The 13,680-nt window shown below is 42.7% G+C and carries 11 protein-coding genes; 5 read left to right on the top strand and 6 right to left on the bottom strand.

The window, feature by feature from the left end; translation table 11 throughout:
* Positions 1-84 precede the first annotated feature (84 nt).
* Positions 85-375 carry a hypothetical protein gene (locus tag MKX60_RS29035; protein ID WP_076298590.1) on the bottom strand — a complete coding sequence of 97 codons (291 nt, stop codon included), beginning with the start codon at positions 373-375 and terminating at the stop codon, positions 85-87.
* Positions 335-1,825: a stalk domain-containing protein gene (locus MKX60_RS29030; protein WP_341061691.1), complete on the bottom strand. Its 1,491-nt coding sequence runs from the start codon at positions 1,823-1,825 to the stop codon at positions 335-337. The genes MKX60_RS29035 and MKX60_RS29030 overlap by 41 nt, the downstream gene beginning before the upstream one ends.
* Positions 1,826-2,177: 352 nt before the next feature.
* On the opposite strand from MKX60_RS29030, the gene MKX60_RS29025 reads away from it, so the two are divergent.
* Positions 2,178-4,064 (top strand): LTA synthase family protein, encoded by a 1,887-nt coding sequence (locus MKX60_RS29025; RefSeq protein WP_341061690.1) that lies wholly within the window; start codon positions 2,178-2,180, stop codon positions 4,062-4,064.
* A 68-nt stretch (positions 4,065-4,132) separates the two neighbouring features.
* On the opposite strand, the gene MKX60_RS29020 is transcribed toward MKX60_RS29025, so the two are convergent.
* Positions 4,133-5,854 carry a glycoside hydrolase family 13 protein gene (locus MKX60_RS29020; protein ID WP_341061689.1) on the bottom strand — a complete coding sequence of 574 codons (1,722 nt, stop codon included), beginning with the start codon at positions 5,852-5,854 and terminating at the stop codon, positions 4,133-4,135.
* Positions 5,855-6,126: 272 nt separating this feature from the next.
* On the opposite strand from MKX60_RS29020, the gene MKX60_RS29015 reads away from it, so the two are divergent.
* Complete coding sequence (locus MKX60_RS29015; RefSeq protein ID WP_339802246.1) at positions 6,127-7,122, top strand: LacI family DNA-binding transcriptional regulator; 996 nt, start codon at positions 6,127-6,129, stop codon at positions 7,120-7,122.
* Positions 7,123-7,161: 39 nt separating this feature from the next.
* Here the strand turns inward: MKX60_RS29015 and MKX60_RS29010 are convergent, their stop codons facing one another.
* Both MKX60_RS29010 and clpP read right to left on the bottom strand, forming a co-directional pair.
* Positions 7,162-7,371, bottom strand: a complete 210-nt coding sequence (locus tag MKX60_RS29010; RefSeq protein WP_231573413.1) for a hypothetical protein — start codon at positions 7,369-7,371, stop codon at positions 7,162-7,164.
* A gap of 18 nt (positions 7,372-7,389) precedes the next feature.
* Entirely contained in the window at positions 7,390-7,971 is a 582-nt protein-coding gene (gene clpP, locus MKX60_RS29005) for an ATP-dependent Clp endopeptidase proteolytic subunit ClpP (protein WP_341061688.1), read from the bottom strand.
* A 182-nt stretch (positions 7,972-8,153) separates the two neighbouring features.
* On the opposite strand from clpP, the gene MKX60_RS29000 reads away from it, so the two are divergent.
* Both MKX60_RS29000 and MKX60_RS28995 read left to right on the top strand, forming a co-directional pair.
* Positions 8,154-8,993, top strand: a complete 840-nt coding sequence (locus MKX60_RS29000) for an RNA polymerase sigma factor (RefSeq protein ID WP_341061687.1) — start codon at positions 8,154-8,156, stop codon at positions 8,991-8,993.
* 420 nt (positions 8,994-9,413) lie between these two features.
* The gene (locus MKX60_RS28995) at positions 9,414-10,301 is read left to right on the top strand and encodes an NAD-dependent epimerase/dehydratase family protein (RefSeq protein ID WP_341061686.1); all 888 of its coding nucleotides are present in this window, start codon (positions 9,414-9,416) and stop codon (positions 10,299-10,301) included.
* Between the two features lie 416 nt (positions 10,302-10,717).
* Here the strand turns inward: MKX60_RS28995 and MKX60_RS28990 are convergent, their stop codons facing one another.
* Positions 10,718-12,481 (bottom strand): methyl-accepting chemotaxis protein, encoded by a 1,764-nt coding sequence (locus MKX60_RS28990; protein ID WP_341061685.1) that lies wholly within the window; start codon positions 12,479-12,481, stop codon positions 10,718-10,720.
* A gap of 265 nt (positions 12,482-12,746) precedes the next feature.
* On the opposite strand from MKX60_RS28990, the gene MKX60_RS28985 reads away from it, so the two are divergent.
* Positions 12,747-13,676, top strand: coding sequence for a MerR family transcriptional regulator (locus MKX60_RS28985; RefSeq protein WP_341061684.1), 930 nt, complete (start codon positions 12,747-12,749; stop codon positions 13,674-13,676).
* The last annotated feature ends 4 nt before the right edge of the window (positions 13,677-13,680 follow it).

Genomic DNA, 13,680 nt, shown 5'->3' with positions numbered 1-13,680 from the left:
ACTTGGACAACTAGATTATTCTATCACAAGAGGGGGCTACTTCATACGTTTATTTTAAACTCAATGAGAAACCTCACCACCCTTTCAACTCCGCGTAGAGACGTTCAGTTTCAGTGGCATCCTGAACGGCCATTCACCAGTTCCGATCAACAGCACTGCAATGAATATAAAGAGGGCCGTAATGTATACTCTTACCCGTTTTTGTCCCAATATTACCGTTGTTCCTATGCCCATCCGTTTCAAGATCCTAATTGAATGATCATTGGGGTTATTATACGTTGTCCCATTGATCCAATATTCATCAGCATCATGATTAAGAATTTCGAGCTGTTTTTTATTGGTTTGAATGGATTTGAACAGCGTAAGCTTCGGCATCCCATTCTACCTTAGCGCCTAACATTTCACTCACCAATCTTAAAGGTACATATACACTATCATTAATAAAGACTGGCTTTTGATCTGTGGCTATTACTTTTCCATTCACTGTCGTTTGTCCATTAATCGAATTTAAGATCAGCGTAGTAGATGTAGATTCCTTCACGGCAATAACTGATCTCGAAGGAACGTCCCAACGTACATCCACTCCCATTTGCTGAAATATTCCTCTTAAAGGAACGTAAGTAGAATTGTTGAGCAGTAAAGGAGGCATAGTCAGATCCATTTCACTATTGTTCAACAGGACCTGTATCGATTTCTTCACGGGCTGAGGCGTGTCAATCATAAAATCTCTAACCCCCAACCCAGTCTGTCCAAATTCATTCGTTCCCCATGCAAGAACATGACCGTCTTTTAAGAGCACATAATGATTTCTGTTCCCGCTGGTAATCGAAACTGCATTTTGAATACCACTAATCTGTTTAACATTCATCTTATTCTTATCGCCAACTCTCCACTGCCATACGGTTCCATCGGCTTTTACAGCAGAGTCCGTTGTCATCGATACGACATCAGTGAGTCCTGGAATCTGAATCGGCTGTAAAGTTCCACCCGGATTCATATCTGTGTAATTATTCCATAACCAAACGGTACCATCCCATCTCAAAGCTACTCCATTCCACCCATCAGTATCAACAGCTCTATACTCCCCGCCGCCTTTAAGTAGGGTAGGCTTTAGAACCGCATCCTTTTTAATGCCTCTAGTTTTAGATGAGCCCCATACCCACACCTCTCCGCCGTTCCCAAGTGCCACTGAATTATTCGATCCTGCAGCTATAGCTAAAATGGAGGGTAGTCCTTTCACCTGCACCGGTGTTAGCCCGTTTTTCCCCGAATTATCACCGAGTTCTCCTTGCTCATTGCCTCCCCACGCCCATACCGTTCCGTCTTTGCGAAGCGCTAAGCTAAATGTGTCTCCTGCTGAAACAGAAATCACATCCGTTAGCCCCTTCACTTGAACCGGCTCTAGAAGGACTGTCGAGGACTGCGCTCCAGTGCCAAGTTGTCCATGTTCGTTCCCCCCTACTGCCCACACTGTTCCATCATCTTTCAACATCAAATTATGACGGTAGCCACCTGAAACTTGCTTAACATGATCGATGCGCATTTTGACTGGAGTATACGCTGGTGTGGTTGCCCCATTACCAATAGAGCCGTATCCACCACCCCAAGTCCAGGCTGTTCCATCCGCAGTGATGGCATAAGCGCTTCTATCCCCCGCATCCAGTCCTGTGATGCCAGACAATAACTTCTTTTCATCCGGGAAATTCACAACACTTTCCGCTCTTACGAATAATGGTGAGGCTGTAGCTAGGATAATAGCTGCCCCAACAACTACAATACCTATTCGTCTTATCTGAATTTTAATGCTTGAAATTTGTCTTCCCACTTAAGATCACTCCTTTTAGAATCGGTAGGGTCAAACTGTTGATCTGCAACAATAGAGACCCCCACTGTATTCAATCTTCTTATATAGACTGTGGAATATTATGTAAAGTTGCGAGAAACTGTAATTTTTCAAATCAATTTATACGCTTTAACCTGTAGTTTAGGATTGAAGCTGATTTTAACTGTTTATATGGCATAAATCGCTTGTTGCTGCGCTCTAGGTCTCTCGTCCGTCTTTTGACACACTAAAACTTCAAGAGCATAATAAGCATCGGCATATTGCAACGGATTCCCACAACATACAGAGTTATGCAGGATTTTAGTGTGTTTTGCACCAGAGAGGATGATTACGAGTGAAAAAAGATTTTCAAATAAAAAATAAGCCCTTTCTAATTTTTAGCTTCATCCTGCTCTTAAAATGCGCAGTGGCCTGGTTCGTAGTATTTAGTGACGGCCCTAATTGGAGCATGCTGCTCACAGAGATCCCGTTCTTCTTTATCGTCTTTGGACTCATTGAGTGGATGGCTTCCAAACGGAAGTTTCTGTATTACATGATTGCGAACTTATTAATTTCAGTGATTTATTTTGCCGTCCTGATGTATTACAAGTATTACGGCGTAATTGCTACTTACCATGCTTTGGAACAGGCAGATAAGGTAACCAAGGTCGGAGAAAGCACATACTCCTTGCTGGATCCTTACTATTTGTTCATTTTTGTGGATATTGTAGTCTTCATGTTCTTTATGTTCCGTCCCAAATATATTGCGATCTGGAAAGAAAGAGGCATGAACCGGCGTATGAACCGAACCGCCTTACTTGGGATCATCAGTGTTTCACTTGCGATATGTGTCTTTAATATTTGGCCGAATCATGCCAGTATGAACGAGAACAAAAAGGCAGAGCGTATGGGGATTCTCAATTACGAGGTATATACCATTTTTGCCGACACCACAGAAAAGAAAGAAATGATCGACAACAAAGAAATTACGCAGCAGTCTGTGGACGCTACAAAGGGAATTACGGAGCCAGTCTCACCAAAGTATTGGGCAGCGGCTCAAGGTAAAAATCTCATTGTAGTGCAAATGGAATCTTTTCAGAATTTCCTACTTGGCTTAAGCATTGACGGACAGGAAGTAACTCCCAATCTAAATAAACTTATTTCAAGCGAACATTATTTCAATAACTTCTATACAAATGCGGGGCAAGGAACAACATCGGATGCTGAATTTGTAGTGAACACCTCGCTATATGTTCCTCATCACGAAGTAGCCACTTCGTCCAACTATATGACTAAGGAGCTTCCGAGCCTGCCCAAGCTGATGAAAGCTAATGGATATAACACGGCCACCTTTCACACCAACAGCGTGGAGTTCTGGAACCGCAAAACCTTATACAAGGTGCTAGGCTTTGATAAATACTACGATCAGTCCTTCTATGGAGATGATGATCATATCGCATTTGGATCTTCTGATGAGGTGCTGTATGCCAAGACCGTTCCTGAATTAGTCAAAATGGATGCTAAAGACGATCCTTTTTACGCGATGGTCATTTCTATGAGTGCTCATCACCCTTATAAAATGCCAGAATCTAAATTTAAAATGACGTTGCCTAAACGGTACGAAGGGACCTTAGTCGGCGACTATGTTTTAGCCCAAAATTATGCGGATTACGCCATGGGACAATTTCTAGACGAACTGAAGTCCAGCGGGTTATGGGACGATAGCGTGATTGTCTTCTACGGAGATCATCAAGGTGTATCCCTGTATTCCCTTGACGGCAATGAGAAATCATTAATGGAGGAAATGGTCGGACACGAGTATGGATATACCGATATGTTCAACGTTCCTTTCATAATTCATGCCCCCGGCATAGACCAACCTACTGTGTATACCCAAACTGGCGGTCAGATTGACATCTTACCAACTGTAGCTAATCTGTTAGGGATTTCTATGAAGGACCAGCTCCACTTCGGAGAAGATCTGATGAATCAACAGACCAATCTGCTACCTGTTAGACATTTTCTTCCTACTGGTTCTTTTATTAATGACACAAGCTTGTACTTGACTGGTGTCGATTACGATGATGGAAATAACTATAACCTAATCGACGGCTCTGAAACTGAGGGCGGTTCGACACAAGCGCAATTTGATGCCGTTCAGCGGCTCCTGAATATGTCTAATAGTTATATTCTGCAACGGCCGGATTTATCTTCTACGGATGATGGCGAACAGAGCAAATAATTGATAATTAATAAAAAGAATGCCCCTTAGCCATTGGCCGAGGGGCATTCTTGCATTTATTAAAATAATTAAACCGTTGTTGCAGGCACACTCTTAAGAATTGCCTCTTGCTCTACAGGCGCGTTAACCAGCATATACACACGAGATTCGTAAGGGCGTAATGCCACTGTCTCGATCTTCTCGGCAGGGTCAACTTCATAGTTATTCAACAGCAACTCACTGGAGTCAAATTCCAAATCAAACGGAAGGTCGAACAGCGCTTCCTCTGAAGTCAGGTTTGACATGACCAGCAATTTCTCATTGCCAAGTGTACGAGTATAAGCGTAGATTCGTTCATCTTCAGGCAGGATCAAATCATAGGTTCCATAAACGGTAATAGGATTAGCGGCCCGAAGTGCGATTAGCTTTTTATAATGATGATAGATGGAATCAGGGTCCTGCTTCGCACGTTCCACATTGATCTCCGTGAAATTAGGATTGACCTTCATCCAAGGCTTGCCGCTACTGAAACCAGCGTTCTCAGAGTCATCCCATTGCATTGGCGTTCTAGAATTGTCGCGGCCGTTCTTCCAGATAACCTCCATAACTTCTTCATGTGATTTTCCGGCTTCTGTCTCTAAACGATACAGGTTCTTCATCGCCACATCATCATAATCATCCATGGAATCAAATCGTACATTAGTCATCCCAATTTCTTGACCTTGATAAATAAACGGTGTTCCTTGCATTAGGAAATACATCGTAGCCAGCGATTTGGCCGATGCCTTCCAATACTCACCATCATTTCCCCAAGTGGAAACTGAACGCGGCTGATCGTGGTTCTCGATAAAGAGTGCATTCCAGCCTTTACCCTCAAGACCTTTTTGCCAACGGGAAAGTGCTGACTTCAGCGCAAGAACATCCAAGCCACCCGTAACACTCTTATTCCAAAGCGCTAAATGCTCGAATTGAAAAATCATATTGAATTTGCCCTGCTCCTCGCCTACCCACATTTCCGCTTGATCGACACTAACACCACTCGCTTCACCAACGGTCATAATGTCATAACGATCAAATGTTTCCTCTTTCAGCTCCTGAAGAAAATCGTGAATTCCTTCCCTATTCATATGACCTGCACCGGACGAAACGAACGGAAGATTATCTGGATTTGGCAGATCAGGAAGACCTGGGATTTTCTTAATATGTGAGATAGCATCCACTCGGAAGCCGTCGATCCCTTTATCTAGCCACCAATTGACCATACCGTATAATTCCTGACGTACTTCAGGATTCTCCCAGTTGAGATCAGGCTGTCTTTTGGAGAATACATGCATGAAATATTGCTCTGTAGCAGGGTCAAGCTCCCAGATCGAACCGCTAAAAATACTCTCCCAGTTATTCGGTTCCTTACCGTCCTTAGGATCTCTCCAAATATAATAATCACGTTTAGCATTATCCTTGCTTGAACGCGCTTCAACAAACCAAGGGTGTTCGTCTGAAGTATGGTTAATAACAAGATCCAGAATCAGCTTCATGCCCCGCGCATGAACCTCGCTTAATAGCTGATCGAAATCAGCCATACTGCCGAACTCCGCCATAATATCCTGGTAATCTGAAATATCATATCCATTATCATCGTTCGGGGATTTATAAATAGGACAGATCCAAATGACATTGATGCCAAGGTCCTGTAAATAATCAAGTTTTGAGATGACTCCCTGCAGATCTCCAACACCATCGCCATTGCTGTCCATAAAGCTCCGTGGGTAAATTTGATACGCTGTGGCTTCTTTCCACCATGTTCTGTTCAATGTATGCAGCTCCTTCGTATTCATATACCCTCTTAGGAAAATATTTTCCTATTCAATTCACGAATTAGTGATTTTCATAATAAAACTTAAGATTATCGACTAAAAAACTATCTATTCAGGGTTTATTCAAGGAAATTATTTTCCTATGCGATCATTATAGGATCTTTTATTTTCCTGGTCAATAACAATCTTTTGGATTCTTGAAGCTATCCGTGATATGCTTGCGATATATTCTAGAACGAATACAAGATTGGAAAGTTATGGTGATATTCTTGAAGGTAAAAATTAAAGATATAGCCAAAATGGCTGACGTTTCAATAGCTACCGTATCAAGGGTTGTCAATAACAGCAAACCGGTAAACGAGGAAGTTCGTAAGCGTGTATTGGAAGCCATGAAACAAATGAATTACCGTCCTAATGTCATCGGTTCAGATGCAGGTAGACCGGATACACCTCTGATTGGTGTCATTATTCCGCAGAACAGTAATACCGTGCTTGATGATTTCAATATTGGCATACGTGATCTCGCCGAGCTATATGGTTATGATGTTTTGGTCGGGTTAACAGACGGAAGTGTTAATAGTGAACTTCATTATTTGAACTTATTCCATCATATGGGGACTGAGGGTTATATATATGTAGGCTCGGTTCCGAGTAAGGAGCACTTGGAGATTATCCAGAAATCCGGGTCACCTTGCGTGTTAGTTGGAGAACAATCTCAGATTGATTCGATCCCTTCTGTCCATCTGGATAATGTTACCGCTTCCTATGAAGCCGTTACTTATCTGATTCAAAAAGGACATAGAAGTATCGGCATGATCCGGGTATCTGGAGATAATGCAGTGGGTGGCGATCGATATCGCGGCTATCAACAAGCGCTTATGGATGCAGGCATTACCTTAAGAGAAGAATGGGTAGTAGAAAGTGGAATGGCCGTAGAAGATGGAAGTGACGCTATGCGCCGGATTAAGGATAGCGGGGAACTACCTACTGCGGTTTTTTGCTCCACAGATTGGATAGCTGTAGGGGCGATGAATTTTCTGATCGATAACGGTATTCGGGTGCCAGAGGATGTTGCGGTGTTCGGATTCGATAATAGCTTTATCGCTTCTGTCGTTCGTCCCAAGCTGTCCTCGGTGGAATACTCCGGAACGGAGATTGGAATGACTGCTACCCGAACTTTAATCAAGCTGATTAAAGGGGAGACTGGTATTCAGCATCATGCAAATGTAGCTCATTATTTGGCAATTCGTGAAAGTACGGGTTAGGGAAAGCTTCCCTAACCCTATTTTTAAATCTGATAATGGTTATTGTGTAAATCCTACACGGGCGCGTTCCCGTCCTTTAGTATCTAGTGTGATGGAACAGACGGAAGTCATGGGAATATAAAGCTCCTCAAATTCTGTCCGATATTTGATAAACTTCTCAGTTACCGTTTCCAAAATGCCTTTTCTAGCATTAGAGCCATCTACAAAATAAATGGTTACCTCTTTGCCCTGCAAAGCTTCCAGCATCATTCACTTCACTCCTTCGACTTACAGATTTGTGATAACTTTGTCGATAATCCCGTACTCCACTGCTTCCTCGGCTGACATGAAATAATCCCGATCCATGTCTTGTTTCACCTTCTCCAACGTCTGTCCGGTTCGGTCCGCTGTAATCTGAACAAGCACTTCCCGTAGCTTCAAAATACGTTTGGCTCTAATCGCAATATCACTGGCCTGCCCCTGCGCACCACCATGTGGCTGGTGAATCATAATCTCACTATTCGGCAGCGCATAACGTTTACCTTTAGCCCCAGCTAACAATAGAAGTGAACCAAAGGAAGCCGCCATACCTGTGCAGATCGTGTTTACTTGCGGTTTAATGAGCTGCATTGTGTCATAAATACTTAATCCCGCTGTTACGGAGCCCCCTGGACTATTGATATACATGTGTATATCTTTATCTGGATCCTCAGCTGATAAGAACAGCAATTGGGCAACAACACTATTCGCTAATTGATCCTCAATCTCCGCCCCTACAAACACAATTCGGTCCTTTAAGAGCCGCGAATAAATATCGTAGGATCTTTCCCCTTGATTCGTTTGTTCAATGACATAAGGAATGTACGCCATGCGTATGCGACCTCCATCCGTTTATTTTATTTGAAATCTACCTTGTAAACGGATTAGTCTATGGATAGGATACGTTAAGCGGGCAAAATATTATTTTTATTATTGCGTATCTTAATTTGGAGCTCATTCGTTTATTATTAGAAGTAACCGAAAGCACTTTACCGGAAAAGGGGTTATGCAGAGTGACCAGCCTTGAGAAGCTTAGCGCCGGCCATGAACCGGATGAGAATCATACCACGTCTTTGCAAATGGCCCTGAAGCGGTATTGCCTTACACTGACACAATCCCCGTGGGAAGCCGAAGATTTGGCTCAGGATACGTGGGTCAAAGCACTGGGCTATATGAAGACTTCCAAACATTCGAAGCTGAAGAGCGATATGAACGATACAAGTCAAATGAACAATAATTCAGAACATACAAGTCGTACGAATTTCAGCTCGCTAACGAATCATCCGAATCCTGAGGCGCTACTCCTGCGGATTGCCAGAAATACCTGGACAGATATTATGCGGCGAAAAGCCACGTTGTCACGAGTGCTGGTAATGGATCAACCACGGACAGAGGAAGCAGCAGAGTATGGTTTATTTGAGATTGAGGCTGCTTTTCAAGCCTTACAGAAGCATCTGTCTCCACTGCAGCAAGCAGTGTTCCTGCTCCGCGATGTATTCGAGCACTCCGGAAGCGAAGCTGCCGAAATCCTCGACACCACAGAAGGAGCCATCAAAGCTGCTCTGCATCGAGCCCGCCAAGCCCTCCCTGCAGTCAGACAAGAACTTCTTCAATCTAACGGCCCCTCCATACTGCAGGAGACGGAACTACAGATTGCCTTGAATCATCTTGCATCCGCCTATGAACAAGGACAAATCGCCGAGTTGATTGAGCTTGTCCTTGCAGATGAAAGTCAAGAAACTGTAATGGCCGTGTCTAGCCAAAGCTTCCAAAGCGTTCAACCTTTCCAATCTGGCGGATTCAGCTCTATGGGCTGGAACTTTTCCGAGCCAGGAATGCGGATGGTGGCTTAGTCTTTCGTGACGCTATTTCGTAATACTGGAGTACGCTTAGCCAAATGAAGCACATTACGTTACGTTATAACCGAACAAATATTAGTTTTGAAAAGTGTGAGTTTGATGAGATAGGTATGTTTTGTGAGTTAGGTCAAAAACGAATCTACTGCACTATCTGCAATAGATTCTTAATAAAAGTGACTTTTAAGTCGATTTCTCATCTTTTGATTGTATAAAGTGCAATAGAATCAAATTATGTCCTATATAGTTTAAATTCTATTGCACAAAGTACAATCACACTAATGAAATCTCCTCACATATCTTTATGCTTCATTCATCACCACTCATCACTCTTTAAGGTACAATTCCCCTGCTTTCTATGGAAACCTATAATTAGACTTATAAATAAACATTAATGTTAGTTAGGAGTGATATTTTTTGAGGAAAATTCTTATCTTAGGCGGCACGCGCTTTTTTGGAAAAAGGTTAGTTGAACGATTGCTACAAGATTCCATAAACGACGTAACAATACTTACACGCGGGGAAACTAGCGATTCCTTTGGAGATCACGTTCAACGGATCCATGCGGACCGTTTCCAAGCAAACGAGCTCGCTCAGGCGGTAGGAGATACACTATGGGATGTCGTGTTCGATAATATTTGTTATTCACCGGACGAAGCGGATCAGGCACGCCGGATTTTTGATGGTAAAACGGAACGGTATATCCTCACCTCAACTTTATCCGTTTATGATTTCAGTGAAGAAGCGCTGACCGAGGACATTTTCGATCCTGAGACTTACCCTATCCGCCACGGAGGGCGAAATGATTTCACCTATCAAGAGGGAAAAAGACTAGCGGAAGCCGTCTTCATGCAGCAGGCTAGCTTTCCAGTCGCTGCGGTTCGCTTTCCAATTGTGCTGGGCATAGATGATTATACGCGAAGACTTCATTTTCATATTGAGCATGTCCGTAATGAGTTGCCGATTGGTATACCGAATCCCGAAGTACATATCTCCTTTATCCGTTCGGATGAAGCTGCTGATTTCCTATATTGGCTAGGCTGTAGCTCTACTATGACAGGACCGTTCAACGCTTGCTCAGACGGTACGGTTAGAATTAAGGATATTCTCACAATGATTGAAGAAGAAACAGAGAAACACGCCATCATCCAGAAGCAAACCGCAGACGAGCATATGTCACCCTTCGGAATTGAACAATCCTGGTTTATGGATACGACAAAAGCCCGGTCGGCGGGGTACAAGTTTCTCAATCTAAAGAACTGGCTCCCAGAGCAAGTTAGCTCTCTGAACAAAACCTACGAGTAATATACGCCCTCATCCTCCCTCATTTATCTAAACGACAAAAAAGCTGCTCCAAAGTAGAGTTCATCTACGATAGAGCAGCTTTTTCATTGTACAAAACCTCTGCGAATATTTAAATAATTGCACTCTATACAACTAAATCAGGCCAATCAGGCTTAGGTTCAACTTTAGTTGTATTCTGTGCAATTAAAATTTAGCTAAACACCACTAACAGCCAATTCTCGTAGAAATAATTGCACTAAGTGCAATTAAACACTCATAGCAGAAAACACAAACTTTAATAGCTGCATTAAATACAACTAACCACAAAAAAGGCAACCAGAAGTCTCCCTCTTAGCTACCTTTTAACATTACAGAACTAGCAAATCAAGTCACTCCCTATATGTGTGCATCCGATCAAGAAGCAAACCTCTCCCTACCTATGCGGAGATTGTCAAATAAGAGCGCTCCTCAGGCGTTTCAGCGCCAGGTGAGTCACTGTCATCCCCAGCGATAATCTCGTCTACTATGTCCGAATTAATCTTGAAGACGTTGATTTCCTTGAATAATTTTTGCGAAATCTCATTAATCTCAACGGCTTGGCGGGCAATGTCGTGGATCGCGTTGTCCTGCTGTACGCTAGAGGCATTCACTTCCTGAACCCCTGCCGCAGTTTCCTCAGCAATGGCAGCCACGTTGTGAACAGACTCTGCGAGTTTACGATTCATAGTCTGTGTCATATCTACCTTGTCATGGATTTGCCCAATCTGCTTACTAATCTCAACGATCGACTGATCTATCGCTTCAAAAGACGACAACGTTTCTGCCACTTTTTGATCCTGCTCTTCAAGATTTCCTTTGGTCTCCAGCATATATTGCTGAAATTCATCCATCCCTGCTTGCAGCTCGTTAATAATCTGACTGATATGTACGGAGGACTCTTTGGTCTGATCAGATAATTGTCTCACTTCATCTGCTATGACAGCAAAGCCCTTCCCATAAACTCCCGCCCGCGCTGCTTCAATCGCTGCATTTAGTGAGAGAATGTTGGTCTGGTTTGAAATGTTTGTGATCGATTTGGTAATTCTGGAGATATCCTTCGATTGGTCGTTCAATTTGGTTAAAGCAAGATATACTTTATTCACAGACTCACGTGAGTGCTCTGATACCTCGCGCAAAGCGATGACGGACTCGGAACCTTTTCGAGTATTGTGATTAGCCGTTTGACTTGTCGAGAGCATAACCTCGGTATATTCCGTAATTTCATGAACTTCCCGTTCCAATTCCTGAATCAAGCTTGCGCTCTGCTCAGATTGTCCGGCTTGCTGCTCAGCGCCTACAGAGATTTCCTGTATTGTGCTTACGATTTCTTGGTTCGTATGAGCGGTAATCGATGAAGATTGTTGAAAAGAGTGCGAATAAGTCGCAAGCGAAGAAGCTACCGATTGGGTCTGCTGAAGCATCTCTCGTACCCGCAACACCATATGGTCGAAATGATGACTCAGACTTCCTAGCTCATCATTATATGGCGAATTAATCTGCTGCCGCAAATCTCCCTCAGCAATTTTACGTAGAGCATCTTGCAGCTTATTTATAGGGTTCAGGAAGGAACGAATAAGCATCACAGCAATAATAAGTGTGAAAATGAATACTAGTATTGCTGCATAAGCCCCCATAGAACTAGTCAGATTTAACAAATCAAAAGAATAGTCTTGAGCCTTCTCTGCGTTCTCTGCTGCTGCTGTATATAGTTTCTCATTGGTCTCCAGCATAGCTTTATTCATAGCCAATGCCTTCGTATGTAATTCATCAATTCGTTCCAGAACGGCCATGGGATCAAGCTGCTCATCCTTTAGGGTATTCACTAATCCGTCAAAATAGCCTGTATATCCTCCAACTTGATTATGTAATTGTTCTAACTCCTTAGACGCTGGCGAATCTGCTTCAAACTTCACTTTACCCAATTCTTCCATTAGCGTTGTCTGCTTGTCCTTAAAAGGTTGGGTAAACTCTAAATCGCTAGAACCCGCTAGAGAGGTCTCCACACTGTTCATTTCTTGAAGCAGTTGAGTAATGGTGGATACTGTAATTCTTTTTTCCATCTCCATTTTTTGTGTTTCCATAGAGATTTCTACTTGATTGATTTTATAGTTTTGGTATAGCGCTACCCCTAGAAAGAATAGTACCACGGCAGAAAAACTCAAGATCAACTTCCACTTCATTGATAGATGCATAGACCTAGCCTTCAACAATATCATCCTCCGTATAAAGCCTCATATGGCAATAGGTACTTTTTACTAATATCTAAATTGTAGAAGCTGTACATTAAATACCGGACACAGTTTTGTATGAGAAATGTAAATTTTGTCGAGTACACGTTCACAACTATCCTATTGCAATTGACGTAACGTTAAGTGCTAAAATACTTCTCATAGGGCGCCTTATCAATCAATAGAACGGGAGTTGTCTATGAGTGGATTTGTGACCATTGATAAGCTTTCTACGCAAATCGGACTGACGAGTCGGACGTTGCGTCACTGGGAAGCACAAGGATTATTTGAAAGTCACCGTGAGGCTAGCTCGGGCTGGCGAATTTATGATGAGCACGCAATCCTTGCCATTCAAATCACTGCATTATTAAGAAAGCTTGATATTAGTATTAAAGATATCGGAACCGTTCTAAAGAACATGTCCGTACAGTCCTTGTATGAAACACTTCTTCAGCAATCCGCTTCAATTCATAATGAGAAATCCAAGCTAACACAAAAAGATCGCGAAATCCGCTTCTTATTACAATTAATATCCGCACGTACGGAGGAGTCCATAACTAACCATTTGTTATTAGAGCTGAATGAAGAATCATGCAATACATTGGATGATTTGAATGAGAATGAGGAGGTTCTATCTATGACAAAAATTAAACACTCTCCACCTATCCATGTAAGATTCATTACACTTCCAACTATGAGATTTGCTTATAACATTGCAGTCAGTACATCCCCAGAGGATGAAGCTATGCTACCTGTCTTGGAATGGTTGGAAGTTAAACACCTCTTGGGGACGGCACGTTTATTTGGCGGGAATACAAATCCGCATCCTAGTGGTGAGAATAACCCTTATGGCTATGGATTCTGTGCCTCCATTCCTGAAAATGTAGAAATACCAAGCCACCTTAAAGAGATGCGGTTCGACGGCGGTCTCTATGCGATGACGGAAAGCAGTGATGATATCTACGGCTCATGGCAAGCACTGATGAGTTTTTTGGATAATAACCTTGATTATCAAGCTGACCACGATTCAAGATTATGTCTTGAGGAGCATATCCGTAACGATAGTCCCAAAGGCAGCGGAAATGAGTATGTATTAAATCTGCTCGAACCTGTAAAAAAGAGAGCATAAAACA

Origin of the sequence: Paenibacillus sp. FSL R5-0914, from assembly GCF_038004525.1 — a bacterium.
Taxonomy (GTDB): domain Bacteria; phylum Bacillota; class Bacilli; order Paenibacillales; family Paenibacillaceae; genus Paenibacillus_AQ.
The sequence above is the reverse complement of the archived record's forward strand: the minus strand, read 5'-3'. Positions and strand labels throughout refer to the sequence as shown.

Bases quoted from the DNA above. Each gene is read 5' to 3' on its own strand.
- MKX60_RS29035 (WP_076298590.1), bottom strand. From the start codon at position 375: ATGCCGAAGCTTACGCTGTTCAAATCCATTCAAACCAATAAAAAACAG.
- MKX60_RS29010 (WP_231573413.1), bottom strand. From the start codon at position 7,371: ATGATGCTGGAAGCTTTGCAGGGCAAAGAGGTAACCATTTATTTTGTA.
- clpP (WP_341061688.1), bottom strand. From the start codon at position 7,971: ATGGCGTACATTCCTTATGTCATTGAACAAACGAATCAAGGGGAAAGA.
- MKX60_RS28985 (WP_341061684.1), top strand. From the start codon at position 12,747: ATGAGTGGATTTGTGACCATTGATAAGCTTTCTACGCAAATCGGACTG.